Raw genomic sequence first — 17,702 nt, forward strand, 5'->3', positions numbered from 1 at the left:
CGCGCGGACGTCGCTCGCCCTCGTCGCCTCCGGACCCGCTCGTCGCGGATCGGTCAAAGCCCTCGCTCACCGGGTCGGTCGTGGCTAGGTTGTCGTCATGGGCGGACTCCACACGTACAACGTCACGGTCGACTGGACGGGCGCCGACGAGCGCGGCACGGCCAGCTACACCGCGTACTCGCGCGACCACGAGGTCCGGGCGGAGGGAAAGCCGACCATCCTCGCGACGTCGGACCTGCGCGTGCGCTCCGACGTCAGCCGGTACCGCGTCGAGGAGCTGTTCGTCGGCTCCATCTCCCAGTCCCAGATGCTGTGGTTCCTGCGTACGGCCGCGAAGGAGGGCGTCGTCGTCACGTCCTACGTCGACCACGTCGTCGGCACCGTCCGCGTCGAGTCCGGGGGGTCCGGCCCCTTCGTCGAGATCGTCCTGCGCCCGCGCGTGACGTACGCCGAGCCGCTGAGCGTCGAGGCGGCCGCCCGGCTCCACCGCGCCGCGCGTGAGCACAACCACATCGCCCGCTCGGTCAACTTCCCCGTGCGGGTCGAGCCGGTGCCGACCGCCCCGCAGCCGGTCCCGGCGGCCACACCTTCCTGACGGCGGGCCTCACCGCGTCGCTCGCCCGGCGGCCACACCTGCCTGACGGCGGGCCTCACGCGTCGCTCGCCCGGCGGCCATGCCGTCCTGACGTCCGCGCGACGCCGTCCCCGGGCGGTGCCCGGCCCAGCCGGCGACCGCGCCCCCAGCGCGCTGAGGTGCGCGTGCGTTGACATAGGCTCGAGGCCATGGCCGACCCGTCCACGTACCGCCCGCGGCCCGGCGAGATCCCGGACTCCCCGGGTGTCTACCGGTTCCGCGACTCCCACGGCAGGGTCATCTACGTCGGCAAGGCCAAGAGCCTGCGGTCGCGCCTGTCGAGCTACTTCCAGGACATCGCCAACCTCCACCCGCGCACCCAGCAGATGGTGACGACGGCGGCGTCGGTCGAGTGGACGGTCGTCGGCACGGAGGTCGAGTCCCTCGCCCTCGAGTACTCGTGGATCAAGGAGTTCGACCCGCGGTTCAACGTCAAGTACCGCGACGACAAGTCCTACCCCTTCCTCGCCGTGACGATGGGGGAGGACGTCCCGCGCGTCCAGGTCATGCGCGGCGCCAAGCGCAAGGGCACGCGGTACTTCGGCCCCTACTCCCACGCGTGGGCGATCCGGGAGACGGTCGACCTCCTCCTGCGGGTCTTCCCCGTGCGCACGTGCTCCGCCGGCGTCTACCGCCGCGCCGAGCGGTCCGGGCGCCCCTGCCTCCTCGGCTACATCGACAAGTGCGCCGCGCCGTGCGTGGGCCGGGTGAGCATCGAGGACCACCGCGAGCTCGCCGAGGACTTCTGCGCGTTCATGGCCGGGGACACCGGGATCTTCGTGCGCCGCCTCGAGCGCGAGATGAAGGAGGCGGCGAGCGAGCTCGACTTCGAGCGGGCCGCCCGCCTGCGCGACGACCTCGGTGCGCTGCGCCGCGTCGTCGAGAAGAACGCCGTCGTCCTCGCCGACGGGACGGACGCGGACATCTTCGCCATGGCCGCCGACGAGCTCGAGGCGTCCGTCCAGGTCTTCCACGTCCGCGGGGGGCGCGTCCGCGGCCAGCGCGGGTGGATCGTCGAGAAGGTCGAGGAGCTGACCGACGCCGAGCTCGTCGAGCGGCTCCTCCTCCAGGTCTACGGCGACGCCGGTGACGCCGCCGGCGGCCCGGTGCGCGCGGAGGACTCGACGAGCCCCGGGGCCGTACCGCGCGAGGTGCTCGTCCCCGTCCTGCCCGCCGACGCCGAGCAGATGACCGAGTGGCTCCGCGGCCTGCGCGGGGGCCAGGTCGCCGTCCGCGTCCCCCAGCGGGGCGACAAGCGCGCACTCGCCGAGACCGTCCACCGCAACGCCGAGCAGGCGCTCGTCCTGCACAAGACCCGCCGCGCCGGGGACCTCACGACGCGCAGCCAGGCCCTGACGGACCTCCAGGAGGCGCTCGACCTGCCCGAGTCGCCCCTGCGGATCGAGTGCTACGACATCTCCCACATCCAGGGCAGCCACCAGGTCGGCTCGATGGTCGTCTTCGAGGACGGGCTGCCGCGCAAGAGCGAGTACCGCCGGTTCGTCGTCCGGGGCGCCGACGGCACCGGCGCACGGGACGACACCGAGGCGATGCGCGAGGTGCTCACCCGGCGCTTCCGGTACTACCGCGCCGACCGCGAGGCCCTCGGCGGCCCCGGTGAGGCCCCGCCCACGGGCGGCGCCACCGACGTCCTCTCGCTCGGGCCCGACGGCGTCCCCGCGAGCGAGGTCGAGGTCGACGAGGACGGCGTACCCGTGCGCTCCGGCGCGGTCGACCCGGCGACGGGCCGGCCCACGCGCTTCGCCTACCCGCCCCACCTCGTCGTCGTCGACGGCGGCGAGCCGCAGGTGGCGGCCGCCCAGCGCGCGCTCGACGAGCTCGGGGTCGAGGACGTCGCCGTCGTCGGGCTCGCCAAGCGCCTCGAGGAGGTGTGGCTCCCCGGCGACGACTTCCCGGTCGTCCTGCCCCGGACGAGCCCTGGCCTCTACCTCCTCCAGCGCCTGCGCGACGAGGCCCACCGGTTCGCCATCAGCCACCACCGGGGCCGCCGCTCCAAGGCGATGACGCGCTCCGTGCTCGACGACGTCCCGGGCCTCGGCCCCACCCGCGCCGCCGCGCTGCTCAAGGCGTTCGGCTCGGTCAAGGCGATGCGCCGGGCGAGCGTCGAGGAGATCGCCGCCGTCAAGGGCGTCGGGCCCCGCACGGCGCAGGCCGTCGTCGACGCGCTCGGCACGGCGGCGGGCGGCGAGGCCGCCGCCGGCAGCGCGGCCACGCCCGGCGCGGCCACGCCCAGCGCGGCCACGCCGGCGACGGGGGAGACGGCCCCCTCGGCGGACGAGGCCGCCGACCCTTCCGCTGCCACGGATGTCGCCCACCTGGCATCCTGAGGGAGTGAACACCGACGCGGCCGAGCCCCCCACCACCCCAGCCGCGGACCGTGACCCGCGCGACCCGGCGTCCCCCGCGACCGTCCCCGACGGGATCCCCGCCCTAGACGCGGACGCGCGCCTGCCGCACAACGAGCGCCGCGAGCTGCTCATCATCACGGGCATGTCCGGCGCCGGGCGCACCCGCACGGCCACGGCGCTGGAGGACCTCGACTGGTTCGTCGTCGACAACCTCCCGCCGCGCATGCTCGGCGCCCTCGCCCGCATGATGACCGCGGCGGCCGGCGCCGTGCACCGGCTCGCCGCCGTCGTCGACGTCCGCAGCGGGGACTTCTTCAGCGACCTCGTCTCCGTCCTCGACGAGCTGCGCGCGCAGGGCACCGACTACCGGATCGTCTTCCTCGACGCGTCCGACGCCGAGCTCGTGCGCCGGTTCGAGCAGGTCCGCCGCGCGCACCCGCTCCAGGGCGGCGGGCGCATCATGGACGGCATCGCCGCCGAGCGCGCCCTCCTCGCGGACCTGCGCACGCGCGCCGACGTCCTCATCGACACCACGGAGCTCAATGTCCACGACCTCGCCCGCATGGTGCGCGAACGGGTGGCGGACGAGGGCGAGCGGCCGATCCAGCTCTCCATCGTCTCGTTCGGGTTCAAGTACGGGCTGCCGCTCGACGCGGACCACGTCGTCGACGTCCGGTTCCTCCAGAACCCGTACTGGGTGAGCGAGCTGCGCCACCTCACCGGCCAGGACGCGCCTGTGAGCGAGTACGTCCTCGACCAGCCGGGCGCGCGGGAGTTCGCCGACCGCTACGTCGAGGCGATCGCGCCGGTCCTCGACGGCTACGTCTCCGAGCTCAAGCCCTACGTGACGATCGCCGTCGGCTGCACGGGTGGACGGCACCGGTCCGTCGCGATGACCGAGGCCATCGCCGAGCGGCTGCGCGAGCGCGGCCAGCGGGTGCGCACCCTCCACCGGGACGTGGGCCGAGAGTGAGCACCCCCGACGCGTGGCCCGCCCGGCCCGAGCGGACCAAGGTCGTCGCGCTCGGGGGCGGCCACGGCCTCTCCGCGACCCTCGGCGCGCTCCGGCACGTCTCGGGCGACCTCACCGCCGTCGTCACGGTCGCCGACGACGGCGGCTCGTCGGGGCGCCTGCGCAAGGAGCTCGGCATGCTCCCCCCGGGGGACCTGCGCATGGCCCTCGCGGCGCTGTGCGACGACTCCGAGTGGGGCCTGACGTGGCGCGACGTGCTCCAGCACCGGTACAGCTCGAGCGGGCCGCTCGATTCGCACGCGGTGGGCAACCTCCTCATCGTCGCGCTGTGGGACATCCTCGGCAGCGAGGTCGCCGGCCTCGACTGGGTGGGCCGGCTCCTCGGTGCGCGCGGCCGGGTGCTCCCCATGGCCTCGGTGCCGCTCGACATCGAGGCGACCGTGCGGCGCGACGACAGCGAGGCGCCGCGGGTCGTGCGCGGGCAGTCGCGCGTGGCCGTGACGAGCGGCCGCATCGAGCACGTCCGCGTGCTGCCGGAGGACCCGCCGGCGTGCGCGGAGGCCGTCGAGGCGGTCCGCGCCGCCGACTGGGTGGTCCTCGGCCCGGGGTCCTGGTTCACGTCCGTCATCCCGCACCTCCTCGTGCCGGACCTCGCGCTCGCCCTCCACGAGACCGGCGCACGGCGCGCCCTCACCCTCAACCTCTCCGCCCAGGTGGGGGAGACGGACGGCATGAGCGCCGCCGACCACCTGCGGACCCTGCGCGCCCACGCACCCGACTTCCGCCTCGACATCGTCATCGCGGACCCGGGCGCCGTCGACGACATCGACGCCCTCGCCGAGGCCGCCCGCGAGAGCGGCGCGTCCCTGCTCCTGCGCCAGGTGGGGGCCGGTGACGGCACCCCCCGCCACGACCCCCTGCGCCTCGCCGCGGCCTACCGCGACGCCTTCGAGGGCTTCCTCGGCGACGTCGGCGAGCGGGCCGGGTGAGAGGATGACCCCCATGTCACTGACCGTCGCCGTCAAGGACGAGCTCGCCCGGTTGCGGGTCGACAAGGTGTCCGCCCGCAAGGCCGAGATCGCCGCGACCCTCCGTTTCGCCGGGGGCCTGCACATCATCTCGGGCCGCATCGTCATCGAGGCGGAGCTCGACACGGGCATCGCCGCACGGCGCCTGCGTCAGGCGATGTCCGAGGTCTACGGGCACACGAGCGACGTCGTCGTCGTCTCCGGCGGGGGGCTGCGCCGGGGCAACCGGTACGTCGTCCGCGTCGTCAAGGACGGGGAGTCCCTCGCCCGCCAGACCGGGCTCCTCGACGCCCGCGGGCGGCCCGTGCGCGGCCTGCCGCCCCAGGTCGTCTCGGCCGGGCTGACGGAGGCCGTCGCGGCGTGGCGCGGCGCGTTCATCGCCCACGGCTCGCTCACCGAGCCGGGCCGCTCGAGCGCGCTCGAGATCACGTGCCCCGGGCCCGAGGCCGCGCTCGCGCTCGTCGGCGCGGCCCGCCGGATGGACATCGGCGCCAAGGCGCGGGAGGTGCGCGGCATCGACCGCGTCGTCATCCGCGACGGTGACGACATCGGCGCCATGCTCACCCGCATGGGGGCGCACGACGCGCTCCTCGTGTGGGAGGAGCGCCGGATGCGCCGCGAGATCCGCGGCACCGCCAACCGCCTGGCCAACTTCGACGACGCGAACCTGCGCCGCTCGGCGCGCGCCGCCGTCGCCGCCGGCGCGCGGGTGGAGCGTGCGTTCGAGGTCCTCGGCGACGGCGTGCCCGAGCACCTCCTCCAGGCGGGGCGTCTGCGCCTGGAGAACAAGCAGGCGAGCCTCGAGGAGCTCGGCGCGATGTCCGACCCGCCGCTGACGAAGGACGCCGTCGCCGGGCGGATCCGGCGCCTGCTCGCCATGGCGGACAAGCGCGCCCACGAGCTCGGGATCCCCGACACCGAGGCCGTGCTCACCCCGGACATGCTCGACCTGTAGCCGACCTTTCTACCGTGGCGGGGACCCGGGCATTCCGGGCGTCTCGGCGCTCGGACCTTCGTCCCTGCGACCGTTCCGGCACCGGTGTAGCGTTGGGAGCTGCTGGAGGACGCCTTCTCGGGTCCGACCAGGGCGCGCCCCGCGCGCAGACCCAATTTCGACGACTTGCGTGCGCCGAGCGGCGCACACCAGGAGGAAAACTGTGACCATCCGCGTCGGCATCAACGGCTTCGGTCGAATCGGCCGAAACTTCTACCGCGCCGTTCTGGACTCCGGAGCGGACATCCAGGTTGTCGGGGTCAACGACCTCACCGACAACAAGACCCTCGCGCACCTCCTCAAGTACGACTCCATCCTCGGGGTCCTCAAGCAGGACGTCAGCTTCGGCGAGGACACCATCACGGTCGGCGACAACACCTTCAAGGCCGTCGCCGAGACCGACCCGAGCAAGCTCCCCTGGGGCGAGCTCGAGGTCGACATCGTCATCGAGTCGACCGGACGCTTCACGGACGCGACGAAGGCGAAGGCCCACATCGAGGCCGGCGCCAAGAAGGTCATCATCTCCGCGCCCGCGAAGAACGAGGACGCCACGTTCGTCATGGGCGTCAACCACACGGACTACGACGCGGCGAACCACCACGTCATCTCCAACGCCTCGTGCACGACGAACTGCCTCGCGCCGCTCGCCAAGGTCCTCCACGAGGAGTTCGGCATCGTCCGTGGCCTCATGACGACGATCCACGCCTACACGGCGGACCAGAACCTCCAGGACGGCCCCCACTCCGACCTGCGCCGCTCGCGCGCCGCGGCCCTCAACATGGTGCCGACGACGACCGGTGCGGCCAAGGCCGTCTCACTCGTGCTCCCCGAGCTCAAGGGCAAGCTCGACGGCTACGCCATGCGCGTGCCGGTGCCGACCGGCTCCGCCACGGACCTCACGTTCACGGCCGAGAAGGACGTCACGGTCGAGTCCGTCAACGCCGCGATGAAGAAGGCCGCCGAGAGCCCCGAGTGGCAGGGCATCCTCAAGTACACCGAGGACCCCATCGTCTCGAGCGACATCGTCACCGACCCCCACACCTCGATCTTCGACGCCGGCCTCACCAAGGTCATCGGCGACCAGGTCAAGGTCGTCTCCTGGTACGACAACGAGTGGGGCTACTCCAGCAGCCTCGTCAGCCTCACCTCGTACGTGGGCGAGCGTCTCTGACCTGACCCGCCCTTCAACGCCGACGTCCGCGTGCGCAGCTTCCCGCTCGCGCACGCGGACGTCGTCGCGTCTGATCCCTGAACCGAGGAGGAACCAGCTGTGAAGACCATCGACACCCTGGGCGACCTGCGCGGAAAGCGCGTGCTCGTCCGCTCCGACTTCAACGTGCCGCTCGACGGCACGACCATCACCGACGACGGCCGCATCCGCGCGGCCCTGCCCACGCTCTCGGCCCTCGTCGAGGCCGGCGCGAAGGTCGTCGTCACCGCGCACCTCGGTCGCCCCAAGGGCGAGCCCGACGCGAAGTACTCCCTCGCACCCGTCGCGCAGCGCCTCGGTGAGCTCCTCGGTGCCCCGGTCACCCTCGCCAAGGACACCGTCGGCGAGGACGCGAAGGCCACGGTCGCCGCGCTCGCCGACGGCGAGGTCGCGCTGCTCGAGAACATCCGCTTCGACGCCCGTGAGACGTCCAAGGACGACGCGGAGCGCGGGGCGCTCGCCGACGAGCTCGCCGCGCTCGCCGACGTCTTCGTCTCCGACGGCTTCGGCGTCGTCCACCGCAAGCAGGCCAGCGTCTACGACGTCGCCGAGCGCCTGCCCAGCGCCGCCGGCCAGCTCGTCTTCGCCGAGCTCGACGCGCTCGGGAAGGCGACGGGCGACCCGGAGCGGCCCTACGCCGTCGTCCTCGGCGGCTCGAAGGTCTCCGACAAGCTCGGCGTCATCGGCAACCTCCTCACCAAGGCCGACCGCCTCCTCATCGGCGGCGGCATGGTCTTCACGTTCCTCGCCGCCAAGGGCTACGGCGTGGGCACCTCCCTCCTCGAGGAGGACCAGGTCGACGCGGTCAAGGGCTACCTCGCCCAGGCCGAGGAGAACGGCGTCGAGATCGTCCTGCCGACCGACATCGTCGTCGCCGCCGAGTTCAAGGCGGACTCGCCGGCCGAGGTCGTCGCGGCCGACGCGATGCCCGCGGGCAAGATGGGCCTCGACATCGGGCCCGAGTCCGCGAAGCTCTTCGCGAGCAAGATCGCCGACGCGAAGACGATCGTGTGGAACGGCCCCATGGGCGTCTTCGAGTTCCCGGCGTTCGCCGAGGGCACGAAGGCTGTCGCCCAGGCCATGCAGGACGGCACGGGCTTCAGCATCGTCGGCGGCGGCGACTCCGCGGCGGCCGTGCGCAAGCTCGGCTTCGACGAGTCGAAGTTCGGCCACATCTCCACCGGTGGCGGCGCCAGCCTCGAGTTCCTCGAGGGCAAGGTCCTGCCCGGCGTCGCGGTTCTGGGAGACTGAGCCCATGACGAACAAGGCACAGAACGCACGCACGCCGCTCATGGCGGGCAACTGGAAGATGAACCTCGACCACCACGAGGCGACCCACCTCGTCCAAAAGCTCGCCTGGACGCTCAAGGACGCCAAGCACGACTACGCACAGGTCGAGGTCGTCGTCGTCCCGCCGTTCACCGACCTCCGGTCGGTGCAGACGCTCGTCGACGCGGACAAGCTCGGGATCCGTTACGGCGCGCAGGACGTCTCCGCGCACTCCTCCGGCGCGTACACCGGTGAGATCTCCGCAGGGATGCTCGCCAAGCTCGGAGTCAGCTACGCCGTCGTTGGGCACTCCGAGCGCCGCCAGCTCCACGCCGAGGACGACGCGCTCGTCGGCGCCAAGGCCAAGGCTGCGCTCGGTGCGGGCATCGCCCCCATCATCTGCGTGGGCGAGGGCCTCGACGTGCGCAAGGCGGGCGACCAGGTCGCCTACACGCTCGCGCAGGTCGACGGCGCGTACGCCGGGATCGACGCCGAGCAGGCCGTCAAGACCGTCGTCGCGTACGAGCCCGTGTGGGCGATCGGCACCGGCGAGGTCGCCACGCCCGAGGACGCGCAGGAGGTGTGCGGTGCGATCCGCGCCCGCCTCGCCGAGCTCTACGACGACAGCGTCGCGCAGGCCGTGCGCGTCCTCTACGGCGGCTCGGTCAAGTCCTCGAACGTCGCGGCGCTCATGGTCAAGCCCGACGTCGACGGCGCGCTCGTCGGCGGTGCCAGCCTCAAGGCCGAGGAGTTCGCGGCGATCGCGCGCTTCTCCGACCACGAGACCGGCCAGTAGGCACTCCCGCAGCACCCGGTCGCGCTGCTCGGCACGTCTCGACGTGCCGGGCAGCGCGATCTGGTCTGTGACGCCCCACTCATCACCTATCCTTGTCTGGGCGCGACGGCGCCCGGCGTGCCCGCGCCGACACCGACTTACGAAGGAGCCCCCGCTCGTGGATGCACTGCGGATCGGCCTCCAGGTCCTACTGGTCCTGACGAGCGTCTTCCTCATCCTCTCGATCCTCATGCACAAGGGGAAGGGCGGCGGACTCTCCGACATGTTCGGCGGCGGTATCTCCAGCAGCATCGGCTCGTCCGGTGTCGCGGAGCGCAACCTCAACCGCATCACGGTTGGTGTCGCGGTCTTCTGGGCGACCTCGGTCGTCCTGCTCGGTCTTCTGCAGTCGAACGTCTGAGTCGGGGGACACAGTGGCAGGTGGCAGTGCTATCCGGGGCTCGCGCGTAGGCGCAGGGCCGATGGGTGAGGCCGAGCGGGGCGAGGCCGCCCCGCGCGTGCGGATCTCCTACTGGTGCGCCAACGCGCACGAGACGCGCCCGAGCTTCGCGCAGGAGCCGGACATCGTCATCCCCGAGACGTGGGACTGCCCGCGCTGCGGCCAGCCCGCCGGGCAGGACAAGGACGCCCCGCCGGCCGCCCCCAAGAACGAGCCGTACAAGACGCACCTCGCGTACGTGAAGGAACGGCGCACCGACGCCGACGGCGCTGCCCTCCTCGACGAGGCCCTCGCAGCGCTCCGCGCCCGCCGCGGCCACTGAGGCCGACCGGCGGCCGTCCGCGGCCACTGTGAGGCCGGCCGGTGGCCGTGTGACCTGCTAGCCGCGTGATGTGTCCGCGGGCGGCGGCACCCCCCGCGATGAGGTCCGTCAGCGGCGGCGACCGCGTGATCCGGCGCCCCTCCCGAAGAGGTCCCCCAGCGGCGGCGACCGCGTGATCGCCCGCCGCTGACGCACGCTTGCCTGGCTGCGCAGAACCGGGAGCCGGGACGACGAAGGGGTGGCAGCCGGGAACAGCTCCGGCTGCCACCCCTTCACGGGGCCGTGATGGTCAGGTGATCACATGCCGATGTCGGAGCGGGCGGCCGCCCGGACGATCGAGCCGGTGTCCCGGAGGGTGATGAGCCCGTCCAGGGCAAGAGGTCGGACGACATCGCCGACGTGCCTGACGAACTGGCCGTGGTTCGCGTAGTCTCCGTCCTCGCCGATCAAGTCGTTGATCGTGCAGCCGTCCCCGATGTCGACGTTGGTCACGCCGCTGTCGATCCCGCCGATGATCACCGTTCCCCGCGTGTCGGAGCACTCGCCGGGCTCGGGGTCGGGCTCGGTGTCCTCCTCGACGATGGCGAAGCTCACCGTGTCCTCGGCGGTGTTGCCGGCGACGTCGGTGGCGCGGTAGTCGATCGTGTGCTCGCCGGGCTCGGAGACGGTGAGCGGCGTGGTGTAGGCGGCGTACTCGCCACCGTCGAGGCTGTACTCGACGGTGTCGATGCCGGAGTCGGCGTCGGTGGCGTCGATGGTCACGGTAGCGGAGCCGATGTAGGCGCCGTCCTCGTCCTGCTCACCCGTGACCTCCGCGGATACCCCCGGGGCCGTGGTGTCGGGGTCCGGCTCGACGTCGGCCTCGACGACGGTGAAGCTCACCGAGTCCTCGGCGGTGTTGCCGGCGACGTCCGTGGCCCGGACATCGATCGTGTGCTCACCCGGCTCGGAGACCGTGACCGCCGCGTGGTAGTGCGTGTACTCGCCGCCGTCGAGGGAGTACTCGACCATCCCAACGCCGGAGTCGGCGTCGGTGGCGTCGATGGTGACGGTGGCGGAGCCGATGTAGGCGCCGTCCTCGTCCTGCTCACCCGTGACCTCCGCGGATACCTCCGGGGCCGTGGTGTCGGGGTCGGGCTCGACGTCGGCCTCGACGACGGTGAAGCTCACCGTGTCCTCGGCGGTGTTGCCGGCGACGTCCGTGGCCCGGACGTCGATGTGCTCGCCGGGCTCGGAGACGGTGAGCTGGGTGGTGTAGGCGGCGTACTCGCCGCCGTCGAGGCTGTACTCGACGGTGTCGACGCCCGAGCCCTCGTCGGTGGCGTCGATGGTGACGGTGGCGGAGCCGACGTACGCGCCGTCCTCGTCCTGCTCACCGCTCACGGTCGCCGCGATCTCCGGCGCGGTCGTGTCCTCCGGGTCCGGCTCCTCACCGTCACCCGTGACGACGAGCTCGCCCCACATCATCCCGTGACCCGGGATCGCGCAGAAGTAGCGGTACGTGCCGGGCGTGAGCGTGATCTCCGCCTCGTAGTACCCCCCGTTCGCGTCGAAGGGGTTGGCGACGATGTTGAGGTCCACGTCATGGTTGTAACCGGGGGTCGAGGTGTCGAAGGTCAGGGTGTGGGGCATCCCCGTGGTGTTACCCGCAGCCATGCTGTTGTCGAAGATGACCGTGGCCGTCCCGGCGACCGCCGTGCCCGGCTCGATGAGGTACTGGGTGACGCTGTTGCCAGCCGTCCACGTGAGCACCTGGTCCGCAGCGCTCGCTGCCTGGGGGACGAGGGTGAGGCCGGTCAGCGCGGCCAGGAGGGCGACGACGATCCGGCGGAGGGGGCCCCGACGCTCGGGCCGGGGATGGTCGGTACGCGGTGAGAGGACGTGCTGTGACATGTGAGCTGTGCACCTTCCGGGTTGCTAAAGGCTCAGGCGTGAGTCGAGGACCGGTGCGGCGGGCGCGGGTCGCGCCCGCCGCACCGGTCCGTGGTCATGACCTAGGGCAGTTCCTGCACGCGGACGTTGCGGATCTCCATGAGGTCGTTGTTGCCGTGGTTCTGCAGCCCGATGTAGCCGCTGGCGAACTGCCGCAGATCCGTCGGCGGGTCACCGGCGCGGGACGACTCCTGGCCGGGCGAGTTCTCGAACTCGTTGATGACCTCGCCGTTGCGCAGGATCGTGTAGTGCTGGTCGACGACGCGGATCTCGTAGTCGTTCCACACGCCCTTGTCGGTCACACCGGCGTCCTCGAGCCCGACCGGGTCGAAGTTGTACACCGACCCGGTCTTCTGCGGTTCGCCGGACGGGCCGTCGTAGATCTGGATCTCGTGACCACAGCTGATGGCCACCCAGGCCTCGGACTGGCCCTGCCCGCACTCGGGCTGCTCGTCGGCAGTCGGGTCCGGGAACCGCACGAACACACCACCGTTGGCATAGGTGTCGCCCTCGGACACGTCCCGGAACTGCAGCTTGAGCGAGAAGTTCGCGAACTCCTCCGCCTCGTACCACAGCATCCCCAGGCCACCCTGCGACAGCAGCGACCCACCCGGGAGCAGCTCGAAGTGCCCACCGGGCGCCTGCCGCCAGCCCTCGAGGGACTCGGCGGTCCCGTCGAACAGCCACCGGTACCCGGTGTCACCGGGCTTGCCGACGTCGGAGCGTGCGGCGCCGTTGGTCAGCCGGCCACCGTCACGGGCGGCGAGCACGTCGTCGTTCCGCAGCTGCCGGACCACGGCGTTGACGTGGCGGACGAACGCGCCGTGGTTGTCCCACTCGCCCTCGTCGTTGATGAGGTCGGCGATGGTGCACCCACCGAGGTCCTGGTTCGCCACCCCGGTGTCGACCTCACCGATCCAGACCGTGTCCCGGGAGTCCGGCACGGTGCACTCGATGGACGCGTCGGCCTCGATGGTCTCCACGCTGCCGTCCGCGTAGGTCACGGTCAGCGTCGCGGTGTAGTCGTCCACGCGGTCGTACGTGTGCCGCGGGTCGGCCTCGGCGGAGGTGCTGCCGTCACCGAAGTCCCACTCCCAGGCCACGCCACCGGACCGTGACCCGGTGAACTGCACCGTCAGCGGGCTGCTCTGGATGCTCGCCGCCGTCGCGGTCGGCGCCGGGGTCGCCGGACCACCGGTGTAGCCGATGCGGATGAGCTTCTGGTTGGAGTGCAGGGAGAAGAACGCGCTGCCGTAGTCGAGCAGGTAGAGCGCGCCGTCGGGGCCGAACTCCGCGTCCATCCAGCTCTGCAGCTGGTTGTCGCCGCCACCGGCGCGGATGATGTGGCGCAGGTCCTCGGCGAAGGCCGGGGGCGACTGCTCCTCGATCCCGTCGGGGTCGGCGGTGATGGCGATCCGGTTGTTCGAGTTCGACTGGTCACCGATGAGCCACTTGCCCTCCCAGTACTCCGGCCAGGCGATGTCGCTGTCCTCGGACACCTGCGACGTGCGGTAGGTCGGGCCGGACATGACGGCCTGGCCGCCACCACGCAGGTAGGGCTGGGTGTAGACGGCCTCGTCGGCCTCGTAGCTCGGGATGCCGTTCTCGTCGCGCGGGAAGACCGGGCCGCCACCCTCGGGGGCGTACCAGATCATGTTGTCCCGGGCGTCGGGGATGTCCACCAGGCCGGTGTTGCGCGGCGAGGTGTTCTCCAGGTCGTTGCAGTCGTACCAGTCGGTGAGGACGCTGGCGTCCTCGTTGCTGCGGTCGCGGTACGGCTGGCGGTTGCCCATGCAGTACGGCCAGCCCTGGTTTCCCGCCGAGGTGATGATCGTCGCGGTCTCGTACTTCGCCGGGCCCAGCTCGGGGTCCGGTCCGAACGCGTCGGGACCAACCCAGGCTGCGGTGAGCCAGTCGGTGTCCGGGTCGATCTGGATGCGCGACGGGTTGCGCACGCCCATGACGTAGATCTCCGACCGGGCCTGGTCCCCGTTGCCCTCGTCGCCGGTGAACAGGTTGCCCTCCGGGACCGAGTATGTGCCGTCCTCCTCGGGGTGGATCCGCAGGATCTTGCCGTTGAGGTCGTTGGTGTTGCCCGACGTGCGGCGGGCGTCCTGGAAGGAGATCCCGGCGTACTCCTGGGTCCAGTTGTTCCCGGAGTAGCCGTCCGAGCCCTGGGAGGAGTTGTTGTCACCGGTGGCGACGTACAGGTTGCCGGCGTCGTCGAAGCCCATGCCACCACCGGCGTGGCAGCAGCTGTGGATCTGCGTCTCCCACTCGAGGAGGTCGACCCGGGTGTCCTGGTCGATGCTCGGGCCCTCCGGGTCGTAGGTGAAGCGCGAGACGGTCCGCATGCCTACGCGGTCCTCGGTGTCGATGGAGTCGTAGGGCATCCAGTAGACGTACAGCCAGCTGTTCTCCGCGAAGTTCGGGTCGGGCTCGATGCCGAACAGACCCTCCTCGGTCTTGACGAGCTCGCCACCGCTGCCGCGGTTGCCGAACACGTCGAGGACGGTGAGCAGCGTGGCCTCACCGGTCTCCGGGTCCCACTGGTGGATGGTGCCGCAGCCCAGCCCCACGTTCGGGTCGTCCCAGGACGGGATCGGGCCCGTGGCGCAGGCGCCGCGGCCGACGTAGAAGATCGTGCCGTCGTCGGCGGCGACGAGCCCGTGGGGCTCACCCATCTGGTCGAGCTCGCCGTCGGCGTTCTCGTCCGTGAGCCGCTCGATCTCGTAGTTCGAGCCGATGGTGGCCTGGCAGTCGCCACGGACGATGCCGGTGGACCACTGGATGGCGCCGAGCAGGTGGCTGCGGAAGGCGTCTTCGGCGTAGCTCTCCGCGGTGCCGCCCATGCCGGTGTAGAACGACCGGCCGCCGTCGTAGTCACGGCACCAGGAGATCGGGTGGAAGGCGCCGTTGGCGGTGTCGCCGGCGTCGTAGTCCGACTCCTGGACCTGGGCGACGGTGTGCACCTCGCCGACCGGGTTGGTCTCCCAGTTGATCCACTTGTCCGACCGCGTCCAGTTCAGCGGCAGGCCCTCGTTGGCCACGTGCTGACGGTCGACGACGTTGACGGTCGCCTCCTGGACGGGGATCTCGACGTCCGGCGGGTCGATCGACTCGTCGGTGAACAGGAGCCAGTCGGCGAGCTGGGTCGCCGACTCACCCTTGTTGGCGGTGATGTCCAGCTGGAAGTGCTGGTAAGCCTCGTCGTTGTCGAACTCGTAGGTCTTGCGCTGGAAGCGCTGGGCGAAGTCGTCGCTGCGGGTGTCGAGGTCCACCCAGGTCTCCCCGTCGGTGGAGCCGCGCAGCGTCCACGTCTGGGGGTCACGGGCGGCGAAGTCGTTCGCCGAGGTCAGCGCGTAGTTCGTGATGACGGCGGGCTCGGCGAGCTCGAGGGTGATCGTGGCGGTCCTCGCGAACGCGAGCCACTTGGTGTTCTCACTGCCGTCGATGAGGTTCTCGACGCCCTCGTTGTCCGGGCTCTGGCCCGTCGCGGAGATCTGGGCGACCTCCTCCGGCGTGGGACGGCTCCCGGCGGGCCGGGCGCCGAGGAGCCCGGTGAACCACTGGGACTCGGCCTGGGCGGTGACGGCGTCACGAACCCCGAGGAAGCCTCCGCCGTCGCTGACGAAGTCCTGCAGGGCGCCCTCCTGGCCGGCGTCGAGGGCGCTGCCCTCGGCGGAGAGGAAGACGACCCCGCGGTAGCCGTCGAGGTGGTCCTCGGTGAAGTCGGCGGGGTCGCTGGTCACGGTGACGTCGAAGCCGTTCGCGGCACCGAGCTCGGTGATGGTCCCGGCCGCATCGAGGACGGGGTCCTCCTGTGCGTCTGGCTCACCGTGGAAGACGAGGACGTTGACGTCGGCACTGCTCGGGTCGGCGGCTACGGCAGCGCTCCGGTTCTTCGCGACGGCGGCCGGGGCGTCGGTGCTCCCGGGTGCGGCGAGCGCGGGTATCGCGGACATGCTCAGCATGAGCGCGGCACTCGCGCCCAGGACTCCGGCCTGCTTGAGTCGGCGAGGCCGCCCGACGGTGGACGGGCCTCTTCGTTTCGTGGTCAATTTTCCCCCTGTGTGACGTACGACGTCGGCTCGGCGGTGTGCCGGTGGCCGCGAGAGCGGTTAGTGGTGGCCTCCTTCGTGCTGGTGGAACCAGTCGATGGACTGCTGGGCGCCGGGGGGCATGCTTCCGTCCGCGTTGCGGACGAGGAAGATGCCGGCCATCCCGCCGTCGGAGTGGAACTGGACGTGGCAGTGGTACATCCACGCTCCCGGGCCGACGTCCTCGCCGGCGATCACCTGGAAGCCGAAGGAGGAGCCCGGGTTGAGGTCCTTGTTGTCGATGATCTGGCTCGAGTCGCGCGGACCCTCGAGGTAGCCCGTGCGGTTGTCCGCCCAGCGGTGCGCATGGAGGTGGAACGTGTGGAACATGTCGCCGTGACCGATGCAGACGAACTCGACGGTCTCGCCGTGGTTGGCCTCGAACATCGGGGTGTCCGGCGCGATCCTGTTGTTCGTGAGCATCCCGTTGAAGACCACGGTGAACTGGCGGTCGGGGAGGATGTCGCCCCGGCGGCGCACGATGAGCCCCCCGTAGAGGCCCGCCTGCAGGCCGCCGGTGCCGTGCGGCGTACCCATGGCGTGGTCGTGGTAGTGCCAGTACCCCGCGGTGCCCGGGCGGCTCCACCGGCCCAGGGACTTCTCACCGGTTGTGCGCCAGATGTAGGTGCGGGTCTCGCCGGGCCCGTTGAAGGAGCTGTTGAACGGTGAGCCGTCGGACACGACGTCGTACAGGACGCCGTGGGGGTGGATGGAGACGTCGCGGTCGGTCGTGTTGACGAGCGTGATCTCCATCGTGTCGCCCTCGTACATCTCCAGGAGGGGCCCCGGGATGGAGGGCCTGCCGCGCTCCAAGCCGTAGCCGACCTGGCCGCCGCCCATGTCCTCCACGTACATGGTGAGGCGGTGAACCGTTCCCCCGCTGCTCGCGCTCCCGCGCGCGCTGGTGGAGGCCGGCGCAGCGATGGCCGACGTCCCGAGGGCGGCGGCCGTAGCCGGGACGAATATGGCGGTGGCGGCACCCATGAGCATGGTGCGCCGCGAGAAGTTGCCCTCGGTCTGTGGGCTTGTCGTGTCGGTCAAGGAGGCTCCCGTGCATCTCGGACAGACACCTCGATCTCCGGCGCCCCGCCGTCGGGTCTTCCCGGACGACGATGAGCGTGCGGTGAGCGAGCGCGCCGTTGCGACTACTGAAGTGTGAGGCGATCCGCCAAACTCCACGACAGTAGAATTGCCCTTGGTATGCGTCAACCAACTGACGTAAGTTGTTTCCACAACTGCGGACGCTGGACAAATTAGAACGGTGCGATCGCGCAGTTCCGGGACCACTCCCGAGTTCTCGTGCCCGCATTCCTAGACAGACGTCTAGGAATGCGGGTCGGATCCGCTACCGGTCCTCCACCTACGTCTCTGCGCAACCAGGACCAGCGTGCTTCCGACGTGCTCACGCAGCCGGCGCACCGGCCAGATCGCACTATCGGCGCCGATCTGAGGCGCTCGGACGCTCTCGGGACCCTGCCAGCCGACGGCGGCGCACAGCGGGGAACATGGATCGGGTCCGACGACGCTGAGCCGCGCCGGCACATGCCGAGCACGTCCGACAAGACCTCTGCGCGCCGGTCGTCCCGAGGGGGTTGCCGTTTTTCGGAAAATCGGATTAACTCTCGTCCGGGGGTTG

General features: G+C 71.2%; 13 protein-coding genes. 10 read left to right on the plus strand and 3 right to left on the minus strand.

The annotated features are described in order from the left end of the window. Window positions 1–97: 97 nt before the first annotated feature. From V2J63_RS14865 to V2J63_RS14910, 10 genes are all read left to right on the plus strand, one after another. Window positions 98–595, plus strand: a complete 498-nt coding sequence (locus V2J63_RS14865) for an OsmC family protein (RefSeq protein ID WP_331231770.1) — start codon at window positions 98–100, stop codon at window positions 593–595. 188 nt (window positions 596–783) lie between these two features. Continuing rightward, the gene (uvrC, locus tag V2J63_RS14870; protein ID WP_331231771.1) at window positions 784–2,982 is read left to right on the plus strand and encodes an excinuclease ABC subunit UvrC; all 2,199 of its coding nucleotides are present in this window, start codon (window positions 784–786) and stop codon (window positions 2,980–2,982) included. Between the two features lie 4 nt (window positions 2,983–2,986). Next, window positions 2,987–3,976, plus strand: coding sequence for an RNase adapter RapZ (rapZ, locus tag V2J63_RS14875; protein WP_434056344.1), 990 nt, complete (start codon window positions 2,987–2,989; stop codon window positions 3,974–3,976). Continuing rightward, window positions 3,973–4,965 (plus strand): gluconeogenesis factor YvcK family protein, encoded by a 993-nt coding sequence (locus V2J63_RS14880; protein ID WP_331231772.1) that lies wholly within the window; start codon window positions 3,973–3,975, stop codon window positions 4,963–4,965. Before rapZ ends, V2J63_RS14880 begins: the two co-directional genes overlap by 4 nt. Window positions 4,966–4,978: 13 nt before the next feature. Further along, a complete protein-coding gene (whiA, locus tag V2J63_RS14885) occupies window positions 4,979–5,959 on the plus strand; it encodes a DNA-binding protein WhiA (RefSeq protein ID WP_331231773.1) in 981 nt (326 codons plus the stop codon). A gap of 202 nt (window positions 5,960–6,161) precedes the next feature. Next, a complete protein-coding gene (gap, locus tag V2J63_RS14890; RefSeq protein WP_331231774.1) occupies window positions 6,162–7,169 on the plus strand; it encodes a type I glyceraldehyde-3-phosphate dehydrogenase in 1,008 nt (335 codons plus the stop codon). Window positions 7,170–7,268: 99 nt separating this feature from the next. Continuing rightward, window positions 7,269–8,459: a phosphoglycerate kinase gene (locus tag V2J63_RS14895; RefSeq protein WP_331231775.1), complete on the plus strand. Its 1,191-nt coding sequence runs from the start codon at window positions 7,269–7,271 to the stop codon at window positions 8,457–8,459. Window positions 8,460–8,463: 4 nt separating this feature from the next. Beyond that, the gene (gene tpiA, locus V2J63_RS14900) at window positions 8,464–9,273 is read left to right on the plus strand and encodes a triose-phosphate isomerase (RefSeq protein WP_331231776.1); all 810 of its coding nucleotides are present in this window, start codon (window positions 8,464–8,466) and stop codon (window positions 9,271–9,273) included. Window positions 9,274–9,430: 157 nt separating this feature from the next. Then, the gene (gene secG / locus V2J63_RS14905) at window positions 9,431–9,673 is read left to right on the plus strand and encodes a preprotein translocase subunit SecG (RefSeq protein WP_331231777.1); all 243 of its coding nucleotides are present in this window, start codon (window positions 9,431–9,433) and stop codon (window positions 9,671–9,673) included. 13 nt (window positions 9,674–9,686) lie between these two features. Beyond that, window positions 9,687–10,034: an RNA polymerase-binding protein RbpA gene (locus V2J63_RS14910; protein WP_331231778.1), complete on the plus strand. Its 348-nt coding sequence runs from the start codon at window positions 9,687–9,689 to the stop codon at window positions 10,032–10,034. Between the two features lie 297 nt (window positions 10,035–10,331). Here V2J63_RS14910 and V2J63_RS14915 read toward each other — a convergent pair whose 3' ends face one another. From V2J63_RS14915 to V2J63_RS14925, 3 genes are all read right to left on the minus strand, one after another. Beyond that, on the minus strand, window positions 10,332–11,927 hold the full coding sequence (locus V2J63_RS14915; protein WP_331231779.1) for an OmpL47-type beta-barrel domain-containing protein: 1,596 nt from the start codon (window positions 11,925–11,927) through the stop codon (window positions 10,332–10,334). A 101-nt stretch (window positions 11,928–12,028) separates the two neighbouring features. Continuing rightward, window positions 12,029–15,931, minus strand: coding sequence for a ThuA domain-containing protein (locus tag V2J63_RS14920; protein ID WP_331231780.1), 3,903 nt, complete (start codon window positions 15,929–15,931; stop codon window positions 12,029–12,031). A gap of 156 nt (window positions 15,932–16,087) precedes the next feature. Further along, the gene (locus tag V2J63_RS14925; protein ID WP_491062019.1) at window positions 16,088–17,056 is read right to left on the minus strand and encodes a multicopper oxidase domain-containing protein; all 969 of its coding nucleotides are present in this window, start codon (window positions 17,054–17,056) and stop codon (window positions 16,088–16,090) included. Window positions 17,057–17,702 lie beyond the last annotated feature (646 nt).

Source organism: Georgenia wangjunii, from assembly GCF_036421975.1.
Lineage (GTDB): Bacteria > Actinomycetota > Actinomycetes > Actinomycetales > Actinomycetaceae > Georgenia_A > Georgenia_A wangjunii.